Annotated in this window: 14 protein-coding genes and 2 tRNA genes; 7 read left to right on the plus strand and 9 right to left on the minus strand. The window is 37.3% G+C overall.

Features of this window, described 5'->3' with window-relative positions:
* Position 1 precedes the first annotated feature (1 nt).
* Positions 2-1,018 carry a class 1 fructose-bisphosphatase gene (gene fbp / locus B8967_RS05140; RefSeq protein WP_047493402.1) on the minus strand — a complete coding sequence of 339 codons (1,017 nt, stop codon included), beginning with the start codon at positions 1,016-1,018 and terminating at the stop codon, positions 2-4.
* Between the two features lie 303 nt (positions 1,019-1,321).
* Here fbp and B8967_RS05145 point away from each other — a divergent pair, with 303 nt between their 5' ends.
* The 6 genes from B8967_RS05145 (at position 1,322) to B8967_RS05170 (ending at position 7,382) form a co-directional block, all read left to right on the plus strand.
* Complete coding sequence (locus B8967_RS05145) at positions 1,322-2,560, plus strand: aspartate kinase (RefSeq protein ID WP_047493405.1); 1,239 nt, start codon at positions 1,322-1,324, stop codon at positions 2,558-2,560.
* 22 nt (positions 2,561-2,582) lie between these two features.
* A complete protein-coding gene (locus B8967_RS05150) occupies positions 2,583-4,424 on the plus strand; it encodes a lysophospholipid acyltransferase family protein (RefSeq protein WP_047493407.1) in 1,842 nt (613 codons plus the stop codon).
* 109 nt (positions 4,425-4,533) lie between these two features.
* Positions 4,534-4,606: transfer RNA gene (locus tag B8967_RS05155), tRNA-Phe, on the plus strand.
* A 257-nt stretch (positions 4,607-4,863) separates the two neighbouring features.
* The gene (locus B8967_RS05160; RefSeq protein WP_081989177.1) at positions 4,864-5,574 is read left to right on the plus strand and encodes a potassium channel family protein; all 711 of its coding nucleotides are present in this window, start codon (positions 4,864-4,866) and stop codon (positions 5,572-5,574) included.
* Positions 5,575-5,580: 6 nt separating this feature from the next.
* Positions 5,581-6,597, plus strand: a complete 1,017-nt coding sequence (locus tag B8967_RS05165; RefSeq protein ID WP_084084978.1) for a bestrophin family protein — start codon at positions 5,581-5,583, stop codon at positions 6,595-6,597.
* 50 nt (positions 6,598-6,647) lie between these two features.
* Positions 6,648-7,382 carry a hypothetical protein gene (locus B8967_RS05170; protein WP_084085857.1) on the plus strand — a complete coding sequence of 245 codons (735 nt, stop codon included), beginning with the start codon at positions 6,648-6,650 and terminating at the stop codon, positions 7,380-7,382.
* Positions 7,383-7,599: 217 nt separating this feature from the next.
* On the opposite strand, the gene B8967_RS05175 is transcribed toward B8967_RS05170, so the two are convergent.
* Positions 7,600-8,586 carry a terpene synthase family protein gene (locus B8967_RS05175; RefSeq protein WP_084084980.1) on the minus strand — a complete coding sequence of 329 codons (987 nt, stop codon included), beginning with the start codon at positions 8,584-8,586 and terminating at the stop codon, positions 7,600-7,602.
* Between the two features lie 55 nt (positions 8,587-8,641).
* The gene (locus tag B8967_RS05180) at positions 8,642-9,655 is read right to left on the minus strand and encodes a terpene synthase family protein (RefSeq protein ID WP_084084982.1); all 1,014 of its coding nucleotides are present in this window, start codon (positions 9,653-9,655) and stop codon (positions 8,642-8,644) included.
* Between the two features lie 447 nt (positions 9,656-10,102).
* Here B8967_RS05180 and B8967_RS05185 point away from each other — a divergent pair.
* Positions 10,103-10,175 (plus strand) — tRNA-Phe (locus B8967_RS05185).
* 131 nt (positions 10,176-10,306) lie between these two features.
* Here B8967_RS05185 and B8967_RS05190 read toward each other — a convergent pair.
* From B8967_RS05190 to B8967_RS05215, 6 genes are all read right to left on the minus strand, one after another.
* Positions 10,307-11,767: a hypothetical protein gene (locus B8967_RS05190; RefSeq protein WP_084084984.1), complete on the minus strand. Its 1,461-nt coding sequence runs from the start codon at positions 11,765-11,767 to the stop codon at positions 10,307-10,309.
* 2 nt (positions 11,768-11,769) lie between these two features.
* Complete coding sequence (locus B8967_RS05195; RefSeq protein WP_084084986.1) at positions 11,770-13,323, minus strand: hypothetical protein; 1,554 nt, start codon at positions 13,321-13,323, stop codon at positions 11,770-11,772.
* 2 nt (positions 13,324-13,325) lie between these two features.
* Positions 13,326-15,134, minus strand: a complete 1,809-nt coding sequence (locus tag B8967_RS05200) for a hypothetical protein (RefSeq protein ID WP_084084988.1) — start codon at positions 15,132-15,134, stop codon at positions 13,326-13,328.
* A 2-nt stretch (positions 15,135-15,136) separates the two neighbouring features.
* Entirely contained in the window at positions 15,137-16,597 is a 1,461-nt protein-coding gene (locus B8967_RS05205; protein WP_084084990.1) for a hypothetical protein, read from the minus strand.
* 65 nt (positions 16,598-16,662) lie between these two features.
* Positions 16,663-18,396: a hypothetical protein gene (locus B8967_RS05210; RefSeq protein WP_084084992.1), complete on the minus strand. Its 1,734-nt coding sequence runs from the start codon at positions 18,394-18,396 to the stop codon at positions 16,663-16,665.
* Positions 18,397-18,418: 22 nt separating this feature from the next.
* Positions 18,419-24,640, minus strand: coding sequence for a hypothetical protein (locus B8967_RS05215; RefSeq protein ID WP_084084994.1), 6,222 nt, complete (start codon positions 24,638-24,640; stop codon positions 18,419-18,421).
* Position 24,641: the final 1 nt, after the last annotated feature.

The raw sequence follows: 24,641 nt of genomic DNA on the forward strand, positions 1-24,641 counted from the left end.
TTTATTTCACACTATCGATACGCATAAATTCTTCTGCTTTTTCTACCATGTCTACACTTCCGCAGAAAAATGGAATTCTTTGGTGAAGTTCTGTTGGCTCGACCTCCAAAATTCTTCTGAATCCGTCTGTTGCCTTTCCACCTGCCTGCTCAGCAAGGAATGCCATAGGATTACATTCGTATAATAATCTCAGTTTACCGTTCGGAGCCTGAGAATAAGACGGATAAATATAGATTCCACCTTTCAGCATATTTCTATGGAAATCAGCAACCAAAGAACCGATATACCTTGAAGTATAAGGACGGTCTCCTTCTTCCATCTGACAGTATTTAAGGTAGTTTTTCACTCCCTGAGGGAATTTGATATAGTTTCCTTCGTTGATAGAATAGATTTTACCTGTTTTTGGGAAAGTCATATTGGGATGAGAAAGGTAATAAGTTCCCAAAGAAGGATCCAGTGTAAATCCGTTTACTCCGTTTCCGGTAGTATAAACGATCATTGTAGAGGAACCGTAAATAACATATCCTGCTGCAATCTGATTAATCCCTTTCTGTAAAAAGTCTTCCAGCTGTACAGGAGTTCCAGGTTCAGTAACTCTTCTGTAGATAGAGAAGATCGTTCCCACAGAAACATTTACATCAATATTGGAAGATCCGTCCAGCGGATCAATAAGTACTACATATTTACTTAAGTGACCGTTCTCCCCACATTTAATATCAATAAAATCATCATTTTCCTCAGACGCAATACCACAAACAACCTCTCTTTGAGACAAAGCCGTAATAAAAATTTCATTAGCGATCACATCAAGTTTTTGCTGTTCCTCACCCTGAATATTCTGGTTGCCGGCAGCTCCTGTTATATCTACAATTCCGGCTTTATTTACTTCTCTGTTTACCACTTTCGAAGCCAATCTTATTGCGCTCAGAAGACGAGAAAATTCACCTGTAGAATATTGAAAATCGTCCTGTTTATCTATAAGAAATTCTCCTAAAGTCTGTAATGGTTGATTTGACATATTTTTCTTTTTACGTTTTCCCCAAATTTCGGAAAATTTATCGCATTAGGAAAATTTAATTACAAAAGACGGTACTCGCTGTTTTTCAACACCATACACCTTAAAAACAATATAACATTGAGTAATAACGGCTCATTCCCTATCCAAATTTCTGTCATTAAGGCCATATTATTCTCATTTTAAGGAAATCTTAATTTCATCACATGCCTAGACTATTTCATATCTCGTTGTAAATTTATAATTTTGACGTCCGTAAAAAACTCATGTAATTTTTTATCTAACAATTTTATTTTTAACAATTTAATGAAAATTTTCAAGTTTGGTGGGGCATCGGTAAAAGATGCCGAAAGTGTAAAAAACGTGTCTATGGTTCTAAAAAGCCAGGGATTTGCCAAATGCTTGCTGGTAATTTCAGCAATGGGCAAAACGACGAACGAGTTGGAAAAGGTTGTAGAACTTTATTTCAAGAAGGATAACTATCAAACAGAGATTGAAAAGATAAAACGAAAACACATTGAGGTAGCGGAAGGTCTCTTTCCTGAAAATCATGCAGTTTTTGCAGAAATCAATCTCTTTTTTGATGATATAGATTCATTTTTAAGAAGAAACAAATCTCCTAATTACAGTTTTGTATATGATCAGGTGGTGAGTTGCGGAGAAATGATTTCAACTAAAATTGTAAGTGAATACCTGAATGAGATCCAGTTTACCAATCAATGGCTGGATGCCAGAGATTACATTAAAACAGATAATTCTTACAGGGAAGGTAATGTAGATTGGACAAAAACTGAGGATTTTATTTCAAATTTAAATCCTGAAATCTGCTATGTTACCCAAGGATTCATTGGTTCAGATGATAATAATTTCACGGTAACTTTAGGAAGAGAAGGTTCTGACTATTCTGCTGCTATTTTTGCATTCTGCTTAGATGCAGAAGCAATGACGATCTGGAAAGATGTACCGGGTGTAATGACCGGAGATCCAAGAAAATTCAACGATGTAACTCTTCTTTCCAATATTTCTTATGAGGAAGCTATTGAGATGGCTTATTACGGAGCGAGTGTAATACACCCAAAAACATTACAGCCGCTACAACAGAAAAACATTCCTTTTTATGTAAAATCTTTCGTAGATCCTACAAAAGAAGGAACCAAAGTAGGCGCTTCAGACAAAAACCAACAGGAAGAAACTTATATTTTAAAAGAAAACCAGGCTCTATTGAAGATTTCAACAAGAGATTTTTCTTTCATCGCAGAGGATCATATGAGCCTTATATTCGGCTATTTATCCAAGTACAAAATTAAAGTTTCCTTGATGCAGAATTCTGCTATTTCATTGGCTTTATGTCTGGAGGATAAATTTAACCACATTGAAGAACTTAACGAAGAGCTTCATAAAATTTTTAAAACCGAAGCAATTAAAAATGTATCTTTATTCACAGTAAGAAATGCGAAGATGGATCATATTGAAAAATTTTACCATGAAAAAAATGTATTACTGGAGCAAATTTCCAAGAATACACTTCAAATGGTAACACAATAATTTTAATTGCGACTAAACACACATGAGTTTAATTTCGAAAAACGATCTGATCAAAGCTTCCGGCTTAAGTAAAATTGGATTTCTAAAGAATCCAGTAGCATCTGCTGTGATGAGCATTGCTAAAATAAACGAAGTAAATAAACTATACGACAAACTAAAAGATAAGGAAGGTAAAGACTTTTTCGACTCATTTGTGAGAGAAAGAAACCTAAGCTATGTAGCTTTTGAAGAAGATCTTGCAAAAATTCCCAAAACGGGACCTTTTATTCTGGTGTCCAATCATCCACTGGGTGCTATTGACGGAATTTTAATGTGCAAGATCCTTACAGAGGTTCGTCCGGATTTCAAAATCATGGGAAATTTCCTTTTGGAAAAGATCAAGCCTATGGAACCGTACGTAATTCCTGTAAACCCTTTTGAAAACAGAAAAGAAGTCTACAGCAGTTCTTCGGGAATGCGTGAAACGCTCAAGCATATCCAAAACGGAGGCTGTGTAGGTATTTTTCCGGCAGGGGAAGTTTCCAATAAAAATAACCCTTACGGAGAAATCTTAGATAAAGACTGGGAAAAAACGGCACTTAAGCTTATAAGAATGGCTAAAGTGCCGGTAGTTCCTATGTATTTCCATGCTAAAAACAGCCGTCTTTTTTATCAGGTTGCTAAACTTCATCCGAGTTTACAGACCCTGATGCTGCCTGCTGAAATGATGAATGACAGGGAAAGACCTATCAGAATCAGAATCGGGAGGCCTATTACATTAAAGGCAATGGACGAAATGGAAACGATTGAAGAACTGGGAGAGTTTCTGAAACGTAAGGTTTATATGATGAAATCTTATTATGAAAAAAGAAAATCTCTGGCCCAAAGCATCAATCTTCAGAATCTGTCCGTAAAGTTTCCTTTATTAAAAGAAGAAAATATTGTTCAGAACATTATTGATGAAACACCTAAAGAGGACATTATCAAGGATGTTGACAAATTAAGAGGTACTGATAAGATGTTATTCAGTAACGGAAATTACGAGATCTACTTTACCACTTATGAAGAGATACCTTCTATCATGAGGGAAATAGGACGTCAGAGAGAGCTTACGTTCCGTGCCGTAGGTGAAGGGAGTAATCTTCCGTTTGACCTTGATGAATATGACAAACATTACCATCACCTTTTCCTTTGGGACAATGGTGAAAAGAAACTGGCGGGAGCTTACAGAATGGCTCTGGGTAGAGAGGTCATGAAAAAATATGGCATCAAAGGTTTTTACACCAGTTCTTTATTTGAATTTGAGCAGGACATTCATCCTTTCTTTAAAAAGGTGATTGAAATGGGACGTGCATATATCTGCCAGGAGTATCAGCAAAAGCCACTTCCTCTTTTCCTTTTATGGAGAGGGATTGTACATGTCTGCCTGAGAAATTCTGATCATAAATTTCTGATGGGTGGGGTAAGTATTTCGAATAAGTTTTCGGAGTTCTCCAAATCTCTGATGATTGAATTTATGCGTTCCAATTATTTTGACTCGGCGGTGGCTCAATATATCACTCCAAGAAATGAATATAAGGTAAAGCTACGTGACAGGGATAAGAATATCTTCTTTGAAGAAATGGAGTCTGATCTTAATAAGCTTGATAAGATTATTGATGACTTAGAGCCTGAATTAAGATTGCCTGTTTTGATTAAAAAATATATTAAGCAAAACGCGAAAGTAATTGCTTTCAACGTTGACCCTAACTTCAATGATGCCATTGACGGATTAATGTATATCAGGATCAGTGATCTTCCGGAAAACACCATTAAACCGGTATTGGAAGAGATGAGTGAACAAATCAGAAAAGAGCAGGAAAATAATCCAGCTGATAATCAGTAGGTTTTTAACTTTAGTAAAAAAAAGTACGATGAATACTTGCTTTGTATACTAAAACTTGCTACTTTTGCATCACTTTAAAACAACGAAGTAAGACACACAAAAATATAATGGTTTCTTAGCTCAGTTGGTAGAGCAATGGATTGAAAATCCATGTGTCCCTGGTTCGATTCCTGGAGAAACCACTTTAAAACCTCTAAATTATTTAGAGGTTTTTTTGTTTTTTTATATTCAGCAATGGAACACCTGAAATTCCAAATTTCACCCCCTCTCTTTGTCTTTATCATTTTACAGGTAACAATTCTTGTGATTTCTCAATTAATCAGCCATCTCTTTATGATCGGATTCAAATAATCAGGGAACTGAAAGTTCAGAAAAATTCACCATGTTATTTTAATTTTAATAGTTCACTTTTGTATTTTGATGATATTAAAAAAATACAATGATTACCATACATGGTGAAGATCCACAGCAGAGTCTGGGTTTTATAAGAAAGACCAGCCAAAAGTTACAGGAAAGAAAATATGAGATCCTTCTATTCGCTTTGCTACAGCATTTATTTGTGGGAGTATTTCTTACAGACATGGACTTTTACACCCATGTCATATGGCCAATTAATATGTTGATTCTAGGTTTGGGGTCTGTTTTCTTATTTATTGGAAAACATAGCTGGAAACACTGGTTCAGAAATCTACATTTCATTGTTATTTTATTACTGCCTATTGGCATTCCATTTTTTAAAGACATTTCCTGGTATTTTACATTTTTGAACATTAATTATGTAGTCTTCTTCTGTTTTCTTTTTATGGAAGTTTTACGGTTTCTTATAAAACCGGGATACATCAATACGGATATTATCTCTGCTTCCATCTGCGGATACATGTTGCTGATTGAAATTGCAGTTTTTTCCCTGCAGTTTTTCCAATATCGTAACCACGCTTCTTTTAAGGGGGTTGATATATCTTCTCCTGCTCTTACTTTTATTGATCTTGTGTATTTCTGCTCTATAACATTTACAAGTATTGGGTTTGGAGATATTACCCCCAATACCCATGTTACAAAACTGATAACAGCTTTTGTGGGTATAGCCGGGCAGTTCTATACGGTAGTGCTCGTGGGCATTCTGATCAGTAAATTTTCATCAAAAAATTAATTTGTTATGAATACAGGCTCACATTACAAGCTTTATCACTTCATTCCATGGACAAGGAAAAAAATCTATAAAATGCTTATTGTAAGCATTATTCCTACAGCTTTATTTTATTTTCTCGGATGGAAGTGGCTGGCCATTCCATGGGTTCCTGTAGCACTGCTGGGAACCGCTGCAGCATTCATTTCGGGGTTTAAAAACACCCAAACCTACAACCGAAGCTGGGAAGCCCGACAGATTTATGGGGCAATCATCAATAACAGCCGCAGTTTCGGCATGCTGGTAAAGGATTTTATAAGAGTTGATGATAAAACACAAGAAGCAGCCATACATCAGCAGATTATCTACCGTCATTTTGCCTGGCTTACGGCATTAAGATTTCAGCTCAGAGAAACCAAGAGCTGGGAACATGTAAAAACAAAAAGCTATAACAGAGAATATTTAAAATATTATACAGTTCCGGAATGGGAAAATACTATTGAGGAAGAGTTGAAACCTTTTTTAAACAAAGCTGAGCTGGACTATATCCTTACAACAAAAAACCGGGCGACTCAAATCATTTCTTTACAGTCTACTCATTTGAGAACCTTGAATGAAGAGGGCAAGATTTCAGATTATAATTATACAGCTCTGGAGAATCAGTTTAAAGAATTATATGATCAGCAGGGGAAATGTGAAAGGATCAAAAACTTTCCTTATCCACGGCAATTCTCCAGCATTAATCTGTATTTTACAAATGCTCTGTGTTTGCTATTGCCCCTGGGGTTTATAGGCGAATTTTCAAAAATGGTAGAAAAATTTGGTGAAGGCATCATCTGGTTTACAGTTCCTTTCAGTGTATTGCTGGGCTGGGTATTTTTGGTTCTGGAACAGATTGGCGAAAATACAGAAAACCCATTCGAAGGAAATGCAAATGATATTTCAATTACACAAATCAGCAGGAATATAGAAATTGATTTACGTGAAATGTTTGGAGAAAAAGAACTGCCTCCTGCTATACAGCCTGTTAATAATATTTTAATGTAAAAATCAGGAATATATCGCTGGTAAAATTGAGTACAAAAAAAAACAAAAATATGAGTATAGAATCTGTAAGAAAATGGTACCCAAAAGCTTTAACATCTATTGATACAGTCAACCGACTATTAGATACCCTTGAAAAGCATTTAGAACTAAAACCTAATCAGCTGATGCATGCCGACAGTATGTGTTGTGATGATGTCAATGCAATACAGTATCCACCGAGGGCTTATGAAATGCTTGGCCCGTTTCACCTGGGAGGACTTGATGGTTTCCCTTTTGCCGGCCTTACAGGAATGGGAGCTTTTGCTCATCATGTTCCTGAGGACGGAGCTGTAGTCATTTTTTACGCCCCTCATATTGGGATTACCAAAAGCGGACAAATTGGAGAAATAAGCAGAATAGGACAACATAATAATTCTGCCTGCTGTGGAGCAGCAAAAGGAGCATTGGGAAAGTTGGAAGCCGGGCAAATCATTGAGGGCAATATCACTTCACTGGATTTTCAGATGAATACCATTGAGCAGATATTCCTCCACAAGAAAGACAGAATCCTGAATGCAGAGAATCAGATTTTCGAAGCTACCGAAGTGATGTATGAAGCTATAGATGAACGTATCGAGGTATTGGTAAAAGAAACCAGCTATCCCTGCAAGTATGTCATTTTGGTAGGGGGCATTTTTATTAATGGCGATAAAGATATGGGATCATTCTGCCAATATAAAAAGTTTGAATATATCAATCTGGAAACTAAAGAACGGAAAAGCCTTATGAAAGAATATTATGAATAATCCTTTTCAGTAATATCTTTTAACAGATTGTTTAAAGTGCTTATCATTCAGATTCTCATCCAGGATATGAGATGTAAACAATCTTCTATAGCCAGCTTCAATATAAAACCCCTCAAAATTTAATTTTAAGGGGTATATAAAATAATCTCAGTATTTCTTATGGTCTACCCTATCAGCATTCACCAACAAGGTCATCCAGATTTTTGGATTTCGGTCGTCATTTGCTGATTTCCGGCCAGGCAAAACCCACCCCTCCATGCCGGTACCTTTCGGTTTCCAGATAAAAGGAATTCACTCCCTGAAGGCCCACTCCCGCATAATAAACGAATTGATCTACATGCTCCTGATACTCTCCAAACTCACGATATTCAGCATGTAAGGCAAGTAATTTTGCCAGTTCTTCATTATGTATCCGAAATGCCTGGTCACAAGCATCCTTCAGTGAAAGATTATATTCCTGCTGGAGTACAAAAACCAGGTTAAAAACCTCAGTTCCCTTTGCCATTTCTTTTGGCAGAGAATGAATGTCATTTTGCCAGGCAACTACCAGAGTCATATGCGATATCATTTTTTGAACAACAATATGCTCAAAAATATGCTCCGGAAGAACAAGACCTGATTCAATTTCACCTAAGATCAGGTATGGACGCATCAGAACGGAATACTCGCGAATGGTTTTAAAAAGGGTAAGTGACGGTGGACGTTGCGCTATTTTATAAGGATACTCCAATTCAATCCCATATCTGAAAGACTGGTAGAAATAATAAATAAAACGTTCAACCCACAGATCAGGCATTAGCGCACGGAACTCATCCCTTATGAGCGCCATATGCTGATAAAGTGCGTTTTCATCTGCTCTTGGCTGATCCCCCTTAAGGATATCAACACAACGAATCCGTAACTGCTGAATCTCTTCCAGAGAAGAATTTTCCACCTGATCGTCAAGAGCCACATACTGAAGCATAAATCTGTTGCATGGAATGGTCTGCTCATAGGTTAGATCGGGCCACATACGTGCAGTACACATATGCAGTCTCATTTTTTTGTATGTTTCACGCTGTTTTTCTGTCAGGAAAGTGTAGTCATTATCAATCCATCCATCCATATCTTTCCCCATTTGTTCTGCATGTGGATTGATAAGGTCCGGCCATGGATAATGGCCACGTGGCAAGTAATCTTTTGAATGATATTCTTCGGGTTTCATCTTGTTTTAGTTTTTGTATGATATAGTAATGGTTAAGTTTATTCCTCGTTCTTATTTATATTTTGTTCAGCTTTTCCCGGAGTTCAGCAGCATCGGGAAACTCCATGCTATTGTAGCGATCCAGTTTGGTAGAAATATTTTTCCAACCGCTGAGCACCATACTCATATAATGCACCCAGTTGACCACAGCTTCCTGCCATACCCCAAAATCAGGCAGAGAAGCTTGTAGTTCTAAAAACTCTTTCAGGTCCTTATTATGCAGACGCAAATCTTCAAGACATGCTTCTTTCAAAGACATTTGGTGTTCGTTCTGGATTACTTTTACAATATTGTAATAAATACTGCCTGTTGCTTCATCTTTTATTACGGACTGTACTTCATTGAAAAAAGTAACCAAATGACAGGCTAAGGCCTGCAAGCGTTGGATCACCGGATGATTATGAATCTCCGGAGGAAGAGTGACACCTGTTTCTACTTCTGTAAGCTGAAGAAACGGATATAAGCATATGGAATTTTCACGCAGTGCAATGCATTCTGACACACTAGGATACGTTTTATTTTTCTTGTATTTCAACTCAGTTTCTAAGCCTATAAAATATCTACTGATCATTTGTGTAAAACGGAAGATTGATTCCTCCGGAATAAACTGCAGCAGTTCCAATCTTAGAGAAGCCAGCATCTTTCCTAAAGGAATTCCTGAATCTTCACCACTTACTTCTCCTTTTAATACTGCTATTGACTGTGCATGGACATATCCAATATCTTCAGGTTCACTTTCTTCATACAAATCATCATTATAAAGTGTCCAAAGCATCAATCTGCAGATAGGCTTGAATCGTTCGGGGGTTGCGGTGGGAAACCACTGAGCAGCAATATGAGCTGTTTTAGTCTTCTTGTACTTTTTGCGAAGATCAGGATTCTGCTCATAAAGCCAGAGGTATTCACCATCAATCCATTGACTTTCGGTAATTTCCTGCAGCTGTTCTGCATAGGGATTTTTTAACGTTGGGAACGGGTACCTGAACTGTTTATGAAGCAGCTCAAGTGTACTAAATTTTTCAGTATTCATGATTATGGTTTTAGTATTAACTTACTGATTACTAATATAAAAATATTACAAATACAAATTTAATTTATTTCACAATATTTTGATATTTAGTATTAAATATTCTGCATTTTGTAATATTTAACCCCAACAAAACCACCATAAACAGATTATATAGAATATAATAAAACAATCGCTTGAAGTGATATTTATTCTTGAAATAATTACTGTTTTTAGGGGCTTACACCAAAGAACCTCACTAAATATTTTCCCGATTAGCTATCCTAAGCCTGTAATTAATAAGTTTCTTAGAAAAAAAATAAATCAACTGTGCCTCAACTCATTAAAAAAAAGATCTACCCATAAATATCTTTTTTTGAAAAAATAACCTAAAAAACTTGCACGGTATTACAAAATATTATACTTTTGCATCACTTTAAAACAACGAAGTAAGTCAAACAAAAATATAATGGTTTCTTAGCTCAGTTGGTAGAGCAATGGATTGAAAATCCATGTGTCCCTGGTTCGATTCCTGGAGAAACCACTTTAAAACCTCTGATTAGTCAGAGGTTTTTTTGCATTTATGATAAGCAATCCTGATAAACTATAAACTCCCTCAAATTAATTTGAGGGAGTTCTTATTTTAAATACTGTTAAACATAACATTGAATAGTACTATTTTTTAATAATAGCTTTCAGATCTTCTATTTCTTTGTTCTGAGAAATGACATAAAGAGTCAGCTCTTCAATCTTCTGAAGTAATTTCATCTGGAAATCTCCTAAATTGACACCATCTTTCATGATAGCCTCTCCTGAAGGAATTTCCGGAAGGTGTTTATTCTCTCTTACAAAAGATTCCAGTTCACTAATGGTTGGCATCTGATAGTCTGGTCTGATAGAAGATTCACCATCAAAATATTTTTGAAACACATAATCTGCCGGAACATTCATATCCACAATAACATCTTCAGCATGGATCTTTCCTTTTACAGTAAGTTTCTGATCCGGATTGTTGGTTCCTATTCCTACATTTCCTGCATCTCTGTTTAAAATAAGATTGTTACCAATCGGATTAATATGCAACGGCATTCCTGCATGCCCCTGTATCCAGGTATGATTTTCGCTGCAACCCAATCTTAAATTAGCCTGGTTTACATCTCCTATTATCAATGTCCCTTCCTGATCCGCAGTATGCATTGGTGAAACAATATTCATTCTTGCTTGCGGCGTTGAAGTTCCCACACCAATATTTCCGTTAGGCATTACGCTTAATCTTGTTTGCCCGTTGGTGACCATATTAACAGCACCATGAACACCGCCATCAATATTATTAACAATATTGAAATCACCATACGAGCCATATCTGAAATTAGTTCCTGTAAAAAAGGAGTTCAGTTCAAGATCGGCAGTGGAATGATATTTCAATTGTACGATATTACTTCCCCCGGCAGCTTCACTTCTGTCAAACAACCCGCCTACAACATTGGAATGTCCCCGATCTTTTGGTGCCTTTACATGAAGGCTTGTTTCCGGTAATAAGGTACCTACTCCCAGGTTATCATTATAATGGATATAATGCACCCTCTGCCCTATAAGAGGATGGGTATAGACATCTGAAATTTTCACCTCACTAAAGTCCTGTGTATTAAATGGGCAATGATAAGTAATTCTGACATCATATATATTCCCTGTATCATGAGTGTGATAAATAATTATCTTATATTGATTAGTATTAGCATCCCAAACCAGATCCCCAATATAAATATGATTAAGAATAGGTCCTGCCGCTTCCACAATTCTAGACGTAGGTGTATACCACACAGAATTATCCGGATTGAATCCCACCTGAAACAGTTTTTTAATATTTCCGACAGTATTTGTGTACATCCATGTTCCCACAATTTCTACTTCAACCGACCCTGACATTCCCCTGTTTCCAAGCAGGATGTCAACAGCCTGATCAGATACCTGATGAGGAAAGTCAATACTTAGTCCTTTTTTAATGTAATTCTTAGGAAACAGCTGTGGATCTTCCAGATTGGCCAAACTATCCATTACGTCCCCAAACTGTGCCTCTGTGGGTCTTTTCCCTGCTTTAAAATATTCCTTTAATTCTGTACTTGTTTTTTTTGCCATGATTAATTTAGTTTTGAATCCATCTCCTTCTTCAGAGAGATGATATAAAGTGTTAATTCTTCGATTTTCTGAAGTAATTTCATCTGGAAATCTCCTAAGGGAACACCATCTCTTGCGATTTCTTCTCCGGAAGGAATTTCCGGAAGGTGTTTATTTTCTTTTACAAAAGACTCCAGTTCACTAATGGTCGGCATTTGATAATCCGGCCTGATAGAAGATTGTCCGTCAAAATATTTTTGAAAAACATAATCAGCAGGAACATTGGTATCAACGATAACATCTTCAGCATGGATTTTTCCTTTTACGGCAAGCTTCTGATCAGGATTCTTTGTTCCTATTCCGACATTTCCATTAGGAGTGATCCTCATCGATTCATTCATAACAACGGGTGAATTGATAGCGCTTTGTGCATTGGCACTTCCCAGGAACTTTATTCCTTCATTTCCCAGGGTAACCGCATTTTTATAATTGGAAAAACTTCCGTTGCTTGATACCCATCCATAGGCTGTGCTAGGTGATGCCTTTGCCCCGTAACTCATATAGGTTTCTGCACCGCTTCTTAAAGAACCCCAGTTATTAAAAGATCCATTTTCATATCGTACGGCAAAAGCATTTACTCCTTCTGTTGCAGATCTGCTTCCTGCCAGTACTTCCCCCACTACATCTAGTTTTGTTGCGGGAGCTTCGGTTCCGATTCCTACATTTCCCCTAAGGAAAGTACGATCATCTCCCACGAAAAATTTTGCGATACTTCCACCATATTTTCCTATAAAATAATGATCAATCTGGTTATTGGTCCCCAACGCTCCGAAACCACCCAAATGTTGTGTATTATCAGGTGAGACAAAGTTATATCCTCTGGCCCACTGGGTAGTGTACCCAACAATTCCCACACCGCTTACCACACTAGACCCGGCATTCAACAAAATCCGTCCCTGAACATCTAAGGGAGCAAGCGGTTTCTTGGTACCTATTCCTACACTATCATTATAATTGACATAATGTTTATTCTGGCCGGTAAGGACATTGGTATAAATATCAGACAATACTGCCTTATCAACTACAGCAGTTGAATTACAATGCTGTATCAGCCTGATTGCATATACATTTCCAGACTGACGTGTATGATACAGTGTCAGTTTATATTGTGCAATAGTACTATCCCATACGATATCACTAAGATAAATATGATCTGTGATAGGTCCCGAAGCCTCTATAATTCTCGATAAAGGCTGATACCAGATACCTCCATTAGGATTTGCTCCAATCACTATTTGCTTTTTGATAACCCCTACAGTGTTTTCACTGTTCCAGGCACCTACAACAAGTACTTCAATATTTCCATTGACTGTATTTCCCAGTAAAATATCTACTGCCAAATTACTTTCCAGATTGGGAAATCTGACAGTTAGGTCTTTATGTTTAAAAGTGTTTGGAAATATGGTAGAGTCATCCAGATGTACATAACTATCCAAAAGATCCCCAAACTGGCTTTCCGTAGGTCTTTTACCTGCTTTAAAATAATTTTTTAATTGTGTAACTGTTCTTTTTGCCATGATTAATTAGGTTTTAAATCAATCTCTTTTTTCAGAGAAATGATATACAATGTTAATTCTTCAATTTTCTGAAGTAATTTGATTTGAAAATCCCCTACTGACAATCCACTGTCTGTCATTTCTTTAGCAGAAGGGATTTCCGGAAGGTGGCTTTTTTCAGAAATAAATTTTTCAAGATCGCCGATCTCTCTTAAGTTATAATCGGCTGCAAAAACATGATCGGCAGTAGGCGTGGCTGTAATCACTACGTCTTTTGCTTCAAGCTTACCATAGAGTGCCATATTACCGGCATCTGATAATACGAGTTTGGCTCCACCTCCACCATCGTTAAGATAACTCCAGAATTGTAAACTATTGGTGTATTGTCCTGTCATATTATAGATAGCCCATCTGTTCGCACTACTTGGCGCTGTTTTAGCCTTGTTATCCAAATAGATAGCCCCTCCTTCATTGCTACTGATTTGTGACATGATTGCTCCCTGTACATCAAGTTTCTGCTGCGGACTATCTGTACCAATTCCTACATTTCCATTGGGAACTATTCTCATAAGTTCTGACATAACCACTGGTGAATCCTGGGCAACTTTCTGATAATTTGAAGCTAAAAATCGGATCCCCTCATTACCAGCAGTGACCGCCGTTTTATAACTGGCATAAGAACCACTACCTGATAACCAGCCTGAAGCAGTCTTATTGTCTGCTTTAGCACCATAACTCATATAAGTCTCCGCACCACTTCTTAATGAGCCCCAGTTATTTACCGAACCATTTTCGTAACGAATGGAGAATGCATTGATTCCTTCCGTAGCATCAGTTCTACCCGCAAGGACATTTCCCCAAACATCTAATTTGGATGTTGGATTAGCTGTCCCAATTCCTACATTCCCACCAGGTCTTATGGTCATTTGAATATTCTGACTTGTCACGAAATTGATAGACCCAAAATTTGGATCATAAGAATTATCATTTTCTATATTAAAGTCAAAGTAATCCCCGTATCTTCTTCCTAAGCCTGAAAATCCAGAATTTAATTCCAGATTGGCTTTGTTATGGTAAGAAAGGCTCACAATATTACTACCTCCTGTCGCACCGTTTGTAGTAAATTTAGCAATCGTCGAATTTTGATTCAACGAGTTTTCATGCACTACATTCAGCTTTGTCTCAGGATTGGCTGTTCCTATTCCAACATTTCCCTGTGCATTTACTTTCAGTCCTATTTTGGCTGTTTCTGCAGAATTCAGATTTCCCACCCAGACGTTCCACTCATTGGTCATGGGCTGAAGAGGAACAGCGGCAAGACTATTACCTCTGTTATCTGTTACTGTCCATGAGTCATTTTTATTAATAGATCTTATTTTAATATAAACTTTTAGCACCTGATCTACAGATCCATAAGTATGGATTGCCCGGACACGAAACTTACCTATCCCACCATTGACATCAACCGTAAAACTATAGTTAGGTTCACTGTCTATATAATTATTTTTATTGATAGCACCACATTCTCTCCAGATATTAGGATTTGAATGCGAAACTGCAGCAATATGGGTTGCTCCACAAGCAATATTTCCTCTGGTATATGCCAGAGATATTTCATAGAAACCACTTGCCTGGGCATTCGAAGGTGTAAAATTTAAAAATTCTATATAGTCTCCTACCTGATAATTTGCAGGAAATTCTACAATGGTTGAAAGCTCCGATGAACTATCTACATGCACATAGCTATCTATTAAGTCTCCAAACTGATTTTCAGTGGGTCTTTTCCCTGCTTTGAAATACTCTTTTAAAGCAGCAATTGTTTTTTTTGCCATGATTATTTTGATTTTAAAATATCAATCTCTTTGTCCAGAGAAATAATATAGAGAGACATTTCTTCAATTTTCTGAAGCAGTTTGATCTGGAAATCTCCCACGGAAAGCCCATCATCTGTCATCTCTTTAGCTGAAGGAATTTCAGGAAGATGATTATTTTCAGTAATAAATTTTCCAAGGTCTTTTATTCCCCTTAAATTATAATCTGAAGCAAACACATGATCTGCTGTAGGTGTTGCTGTGATGACCACATCTTTTGCTTCAATTTTACCATATAATGCCATATTACCGGCATCTGACAAGAATAATTTCGGACCATATGTTCCATCTGCAGAATAACTCCAGAACTGAAGGCCATTCCCATAACCTCCGGTCATATTATAGAGTGCCCATCTGTTGGCTGTACCCGGAGCTGTTTTACTATGATTCTCTAAAAAAAGAGATCCACCCTCATTGCTGTTTATCTGAGATAGTATAGTTCCATGTACATCAAGCTTTTGTTGTGGGCTTTCTGTACCAATTCCTACATTTCCGTTGGGAACTATTCTCATAAGCTCTGACATCGCCACCGGTGAGTCCTGGGGCACTTGCAGATAATTAGAAGATAAAAATTTAATTCCTTCATTACCAAGGGTTACAGCAGTCTTACATCCAGCGAAAGTACCATCACCTGAGACCCAACCATAAGCAGTCTGATTATCAGCTTTAGCGCCATAGCTCATATACGTTTCTGCACCACTTCTTAATGAGCCCCAGTTATTTACAGATCCATTTTCATATCGTATAGCAAATGCATTGATACCTTGTGTACCATCACCCTGGCCTGCAAAAACGGTTCCTCGTACATCTAATTTGGCCTTAGGATTATCTGTTCCAATACCTATATTTTCATTATAATGTACCGAGTGTTTCTTTTGTCCGATAAGTGGTTTATGATACACATCAGAAAGTCTCGCCTGGTCTACAAATGCTTTATCGTAAGAAAACTGTGTGATTCTTATAGCATATGGATTCAGTCGGTTGCTTGTATGGTAAATAGTTAGTTTATATTCATTTCTTGCTGAATCCCATACAATATCTCCAATGTAAATATTATATAAAATAGTTCCTTCCGCTTCTACAATTCTGGAAGTAGTGGGATACCAAAGATTTCCATCAGGATTAAGCCCGATCTCAAATTGTTTTTTTATAATACCAACACTTGTCTGATATGCAAATGTACCTGCAACTTCAATTACTAAACTTCCGTTCAGATAGTTATTTCCCAGAAGGACATCTATTGCCATATCGGCTTGTTGATCAGGAAATTCGAAATATAAATCTTTATGTTTATAGTTATCCGGGAAAATAGTTTTATCCTCTAAATTGGCATAGCTATCTATAAGATCACTAAACTGGCTTTCTGTAGGCCTTTTTCCAGCCTTAAAATATTCTTTTAAAGCCGTAATTACTTTTTTTGCCATAATTTGTTGTTTTTTGATGATTATTCTTTCCTTTTATTGGCTTAACAGGAAAGATTTTAATTTATTTAAGCCAAAACTTCTACAGCAAACTGTCCAAGATTAATTACTTTTACATTCTCTGTGATATAGATGTTCATGTATTTCATTGGCTCTACTACAACCGCTGAACTTCCTTTTATCTGAAGTTTAATCAAAGAAGAAGTGGATAGATTGATAATTTTAATGTCCTGTTGAGAATATACTTCCGTTATATTACAAATCATATCGGACAGCTGGTTACCTGTAACAGTAATGAACTCTGTCTCATCGTTTAGTTCCAGATAAGAGGCTGAATCAATTTCATACTCTTTCTTAGTAGGCATATTCGTTTCCCCTACTGGTGCAGAGGATACTTCAGCTGATGACATTTTAGCTCTTGATGCCGAAGCTAGCTGGGTAATCACCCAATCTCTTGATGCAAGTTGCCTCCATGCTCCTTTGCCATCACCGGACTGAAACCATAAATTATCTGAATTATCCCTGGCTCCAAGTAATCTCGTTGAAACAGCTGTATTACCAAAAGAGATCAATCCACCTGCCTGTGTGAAAGGTAAATTGGGAGATCCCGAGCTCACTGCTGCTACATACGTTCCTACCGGTACTGCTAACATATCGTTTTGATAAGGTAATGCACTAACCGGAGTAGCATGATTTATGGGTACATATTTTCCTGCGTGATTTCCCCAGCCATAAGCTGCATTCCATTGGTCAGAACTTCCATTATTTAAAGTACTGATCACTCCTGTGCCTGATATCTTTACCAATTCAATAAGTGATACTGCTGAACCATTTGTTGTACTGTTATTCGCTCTGTTAAATGAAAAACCTTTATGATTATTAACTGTGAAAGCCCAGGAATTCAAAGAGGCTCTTGGCTGAATAAAATCTGTTCCGTTAAACTGAAGATTATGCGCCATCCATATACCATAACCAGGGGTATTAACTCCTGAAACATTGGTATGAAAAACAGATGATCCTGTGGTTGTCTGAGATCCAAAAAGTACGTTATAATTATCTACATATTGAGTTCCGTTCGCATTAACGATAACTTGATTGGTGGTAACCGTATCTCCTGCAGGTCTTAAAAATATTCCACTTGTTCCACTATTGGATCCTGCCGACAATATAGTGTTAGCACTGTCTGCTCTTAGTTTATTAACATTTAGATGCTGAACCTGCAACGAACCCTGATAGGTATTCAGGCCACCGGCAAAGGTTACATCTCCTCTTACATACGCATTTCCTATTACATCTAATGCATATCCGGTCGTTGGAATTACGGCAGCACTTCCTCCTATGGCGACTCTCTGATCCGGAGTCCATCTGATGGCATTTTTCCCATTATAGGCAATTCCACCAATAAATCCCCAATTCATCGTTACCGATCCAGTATTGGTTACAGCTCCATAATATCCAAAACTGTCAACATCTCCATTAGAACCTATCAGTTTTGTAAAATATCTGGAAAAATTACTATTAACCGATACATCTGACAAATCCCTGGAAATCCACGTTGTACTTGTATTCCCTAAACTTAAGACTCCTGACATTTTTCCTCCCGATAGCGGCAAATAAGCATTAGGATTAAAAGCATCCATATGCACATAGCTATCAATCAAATCACTAAACTGGCTTTCTGTTGGTCTTTTTCCTGCTCTAAAATATTCTTTTAAAGCAGCTATTGTTTTTTTTGCCATAATTTGTTGTTTGTTGATGATCAGTTCCTCCTCACCTAATAGGAAAGGAGGAACTTTTTTCATCTTATTAATACATAGGATTTAGTTAGGGTCTTACAATGAATGTTCCCTGTAAGATCATTCCGTCTGTTCCGTCATGTGAAATACCTCCGATATCCGTCCAGGTTTCTTCTTTATAGATCGTAAGGATTTTTTCTTCGGTACTGAACATATTGGAAGTATTCTGAGATACCATTTTGAAATGATGGTAAAGTACTCTTCCTTCTGCATCCTTAATTTTCATAGGGTCCAGTCCTAATTTTTCAACAGGAAGGAAAAACTCGTTTCCTGTCATATCAAATGCTTCCTTAAAGAACCATTCTTCTTTATTAGTTGCCGGATTATTACCGTACAGATACAATTTTGCTTTTGAAGTATCTTTTTCATCTGTATCTATTCTGGCCATTTCTTTCCAGTTCCCCTGAGGGCTCATTTTATAAAGGTGATATTTCCCTTTATAGCAAACCTGATCCCAGGACAGAATCACCCAATTGATCACATCAGAGTCTACCGGCTCAGAATGATATCTCAACACTGGCGCTGGTGGATTATAATTTTCTACCAGCATCGTTACCGTAGTTTTTGAAGGTAACGACGGAGCCTGTTCCTGTACATTTTTAGTTGCCGGAGGTGAAACAGCATAATTTGTGGTTGTGTACTCTACTTTTCTTGAAGCAACGACACGATAGAAAAGAGGATCACCATAAGGTTTTTCATCCAGATCTTCAAATTCATCATACACTGTCCACGATCCGTTTACAGGATTCACTTCTACATCAGTAATCTTCACTGTCTTAATGTGTTTCATGCTCAATATTGAATCTGCATCCAGTTTATTGGTTGCCCTGTACACCGAAATCTCATTGATCTTGTGTACATCTGTATAAGAATTGACCTCAATTCTTACTTTGGCAGAGATTCCTAATGTTGCATTGTCTACAACCGGCAATAAGCTTAAGATCTTTGGTGGTTCGGCAGGGTTGGTATTCACCAGTTTAATTGGTCCCTGGAATTTACTGAATTCGCTCATCTGCATCTGATTTCCTAATTCTCTTACTCCATAGAAGTAGAAGTTATCCGAAGCCCCGTCAAGGGTAAAATCGGTAAACAATGTCGAATGGGCAGTACCTCCCTGGCCTTGGCTGTATACAGCTGCCATTGGAGCCATGTCAAAATCCGGATGAGTAGTAGGTAATAAATACCCCGAAGCGTCCCTGATACTCTGTTTTTTATTTTTAGGTCTGTGACCTGTCATATCATTGAAATCAAAATTATGAATCTGCTGATAAATAATAGGCACCTCCGTAAGTGGCAGGAAGCAGTTGACGATCGCTTCTTTGATGAAATGCCCTAAATACAATACTGAAGAAACACCTGGAAGCTCTTTAATGATAGGCTCATTAAGGGATATTTTTCCTATTGCCGTATCCTCAATCGGGTGGGAATAAAGCGGGTTACCAGGGGTTAATACATAATGGGAATTATGTTCTTTAATAAACGCATTAATAGCAGCAAAGAAAACTATATTGTCTGGCAATGGTAAAGTATCATCCATAATGTCAGAGAAAGTTTCATAGGCATCTTTTTCACCCTTTGTAAGCATATCGAAATCCACAAAATTCATCCATCTGTTATTGAAAAAGACTTCATCATTTCCTCCTAAGCTATTCAGCATTTCTTTAATGGCGATAATCGTGTCAGATTCGTATAATGAGGCAAGTAATACTGCATTATTCGCTCTGAAGAATTGTACTGAATATGGTTTATGATCATATTCCGTGATAAAACTATAAGTAGCCTTTCCATATTTATCCGGTCTGGTTGCATATTTAGAACCTTTTGGCTGTTTTGGTGGCTTAGGTTCAACAATCCTGTTGGCAAACATCACAGCAGGAACACTGAATTTAGATTTATACTGAGCGCCCTGCATATCCACATTGTCATGATCTACACTCTTAAATCCAAAGATCGAATATCTTACATCAACACCTTCTGGTGGTAACACAGCATCTTCAATGAGATTATTAGCCGCGTTTTTATACAGATATACTCTGTAAGAAGGATAGTAATTTACCTTAAGATTAGCTCCCATTACAGGCTCAGAAGGTTTTATCGAAGTGACATTATCATATATGAATTTTGGCTGCTTATTAGCATCTTCTTCTATTCTGAAGTTTTCATCATAAACATATACTACCAAATCATTATTGGTTCCTATATTTTCTGTAAGCACAACTTTAAAAATAGATCTGGATTCAATAGGCTGATTATTATTGTAATGCTCATTTGTAAATAATCTTACAATTCCGTTTACCCACTCTACAGAATCCAAACCAGGTGAATACTGAGAATGCTGAGCCAATTTGAATCCTGGGAATGTGATTTTATAAACTCCCTGATGGACCATAGGATAAGGAGACTGAAATTCAATAATCTCATTCTTACTATTCTGATATATTGTAATTTTTTCAAAATGTCTTTCCACTGTTGCTGTTTTCCAGAATCCTCTACTTTTTTCAAGGAATCTCTGAACAGATCCGTCCGATTGCTGCGTATTAATAACTTCCCTGTGGATTCCCCAATCATTGGTTCCAATCTTCACTTTTAATGAATTTGGGTTTTTCACGCCCCAGGTTGATGTATTCTGCATATTTTCAGTAGCACTGAACAACCCTTCAGTCCCAGGACTGAATGTAGGCAGTACCAGACTGCTCTGGTCAATTACCGGTGAAGTTCCTGAAATAATAGCCGCACTTGGTACTTTTTTGAACACGGTAAATTTCAATCCTGAGGGCTCTACTTCGATCCCATTAATGATATAACTTACAGAATCCAATAAGAAAATTCCTCCGATAAAATCATTAATGGTTGTTCCTGCCGGAATTTCCGATTTTAAAATATGGGTTGGAATTGAAGGCTGAGCAGGTGTTCCTGATCCTGAAGGAATAGTTCCCCCTGAACTTGGAAGAATATAATCTGCTGTTCTAATATCCGCCAGAAGCTGGTTAACAGGATGATGTTCTATGTTTACAACCTTTGCAGAAATCTCCTTCATGGTATAATTCCTGTAGAAGATCTCCACTTCATCTGCCATTACTTCTTTATCATCCGGGAAAATTGTATTCGGATCCAGGTAATAATCATTTGGCAATGTAGAGTCAAATGAAATAGGATATACGACTTCATCCTGATAAATATGATGATCAAAACCAAGTCTTACCAACGTCTTATCTGTATCTGCAATCAAGTTTCTGCGGTCCTGTTCTCCCTGAGAAGTTAAAGTTGCAGGATATTCTTTCTGGATAAGGAAAGCTGTGGTTGCTGTAGGAGGTAATAATCTGTTGTTAGGTTTAATCTTCGTATCAATTGACAATTCTTCTCCACCAATCTGTGCTCTTGAGAACCAGTTGATCCCATATCCTTTATAAAAATAGGTTCCACTCTTATCCTGCTTATGCATATACAGTGGTGCATAGGTATCCGGAATCTGAAGAGGTAATGTTTCCCAAGAATTAGCTGCATTTGCTGAGTTATCTACATTCAGATATTTGGTATCGTGGCACAACTCCGGTTTAATCCAGATATAATCATCTGTTTTACCAGGTTCTACGACGCGATACTCCAAACCTCCGTACACAGGAAATGTGAATGAAGAAGCATCAAACTTCTGATACAACCCCATAAATGCAGGGTTTACTTCGAGTTCAGGAACCTGTTGATTATAAATACTGATATAACGGTATTTTCCATTATGAGAATAGCCTTCTGCATCGTATAAACCTGCAGACTGTGGATTACCAGAGTCCATTCCCTTATTCAGCTTCATCAGCTTTACCGGCAATGAAAGTCTTTCGATTTCAGTAGAAACAGGAAGAGACATTGAAAGTAACTGATACGTTTTATCATCCGAATTGATATCCAGGTTTTTATTGGTATAATATTCTGTGATATAAATATATTCGTTTCCGAAAACTTCATCCTTGATATCAAGATATCCTAATCCCAGCATTCTTGCTACATGATAATCCAGAGCCGCAATATTTAAAATATCCAGATTGGAAACCTGCATATCCCCTTCCTGAGGAAGATTCGTGCTAATATCAACCACCTGTTGTGAACCGGTAGGCGAAAGATTAATTGAAATCGTTTCATTCCCTTTTGGATTCGGCTGATCATTACTCAGCTCTACATATCTCTTGACTACCGTCTGAATATCTCTATCCAAAGGACCTGTAGAAGGATGCTCCCATTTTGTATGGTAATTTTTAGTATTTACGTAGGCTTCATCATTGTATCTTAACCATGCTCCATGAACAGGATTTTCCTTAGGTAAAGGATCTAATCTTTCAAAAGCAGTGTCTCTTTCAGAAGTGAGGGAGAATTCACCCATTAGCTTCCATGCGTTAGCATTATTTCTACTGATGATAAAATCTGAATAGAATTCAAATTTAACTCCTGTAACCACGCAGTTGGTAGGCCTGAAGCGCAGTGTCTTTCCGTTCTCAGCATTAAAATAAGTATTAGCGAGATCATTACCATAAGGCATTGCTCTATACGAAAGCTGCTGTTGGGATAAGTTATTGGGTTCTGCTACAGAAAGTGCCTCCAATTCAACTTGTGAATTAGGATTCTGATCATTTACATTTAATTCTGCAGCAAAGAAAATATCTGTCTTACAAAGAACTTCTACAATCTCATTACCATATAGCTGCATGAATTTAAGTGGATCAGCCATCGGATTAACAGATTGTCTTACCTGTGTGTATTTTGTTTTATTTTTGAAATAGACATAAAAAATTCTATTGTCATTATTAAACTTATACATCCACATCTTCTTACTTTCATCAATAAGCTGAGGAGCCTGTTTAAAGTCTAGGGTAAAAATTTCCTTTGTATAAAGGGTTCTGTATACTTTTACAAAGTCATCAGGTTTGTTGAAATTATTTTTAGTAGATGCCAATTTCCCTTTAGGAAGGTGATTTTCTCCCAATTCACCTCCGAACCCCCATCTCAGGTGAATTCCTTTTGTACTGTCGTCTCCTTTGGATCCGGCAGCCTGAAGATATAAATTAGGGGTTTGCAATCCTGAAAATTCATTGAAAGTAACTGTCGTTCCATCACCTCCATCTGAACCACACGCATTTGTATTGGTATAAGGTTTATCGGTAATATTAAAATTGATATCCTCTTCCTTAACATTTACTGTGGAATAACCATAAGGGGCCTTTTCTGTCTGGAGATCTTTTTTTGACAATTGGAAATTACTGATCGGCGAAGTGTTACAGGTATTAATTGTATTGGCAACAAGCCCTGTATAATAAGAGTTATACAAACCTCTAACGGTTACCTCATTACCTACAATCTGATCAATCACAAATTCTTTACCTTCTGATTTTTTCACCCATTGAGGAATATAATCATAAGAAGAGAAACAAAACTTCTGACCAGCACCTGTACGGGCATAGAAAAAGTCTTTTCCATAGGTAAATGTTACCAGCTGACCTTCCCAGGCTTCATATAAAAATACTTTTTTATCAGCTCCCAACAAAACAGGAGTTGTATTTAACTTACCGGACATATGCAGCTGATATCCGCCTTGAGTAAGGCGGCAATGCACTCCATTCAGAACAATAGGAGTTCCACCGGCTGATACATAATCAGCAGTGAGTACCGGTGCACTAACCTGCCCATATAATGATACTCCGCGTTTTACTCCATTAAGGGTTTCATTGGCGCTTATATGAACTATTTCACTGTAGGTACTGATTCCGGTAACTTCCAGGGTTGCCCCTGGAGTACCGTTATTAATAATATCTGCTCTTGACTCTATTTTTCCGTCCCAGCCCAGTATAAGAGTTCCGCTGGTCTTTGTGTTTACATTGTAAAAAGTAAGATAAACCATTGAATCGATAAATATATCAGCATAAATGCGTTTTTCATCGGTTTCAATCGATGGAAAACTTTTACACCATAGTATTTCTCCATTTCCTTTGATTCTCATCACAACAGGAGTTTTATAGGAGGTCATTCCCAAAACCGCAAACTCACCGTTTGTAAATGGCATTACCTTGATAAATTTGGTGTCTCCTCCCAGAAGAGAAGTAAACACTTTATTCCATTTCAGGCTACCGCTTTCATCCAGAACTGTAATCAATCCTGATGTGTCCATCGCTCCCACCTGCATTACATTTCCCTGGTTTTTCGTAGAAGAATTGATTCCTGAATTGGCACTGGAATTGAAATAATTATGATATTTAAAAAAACTCATT

Origin of the sequence: Chryseobacterium sp. YR221 (assembly GCF_900176315.1) — a bacterium.
GTDB lineage: Bacteria > Bacteroidota > Bacteroidia > Flavobacteriales > Weeksellaceae > Chryseobacterium > Chryseobacterium rhizosphaerae.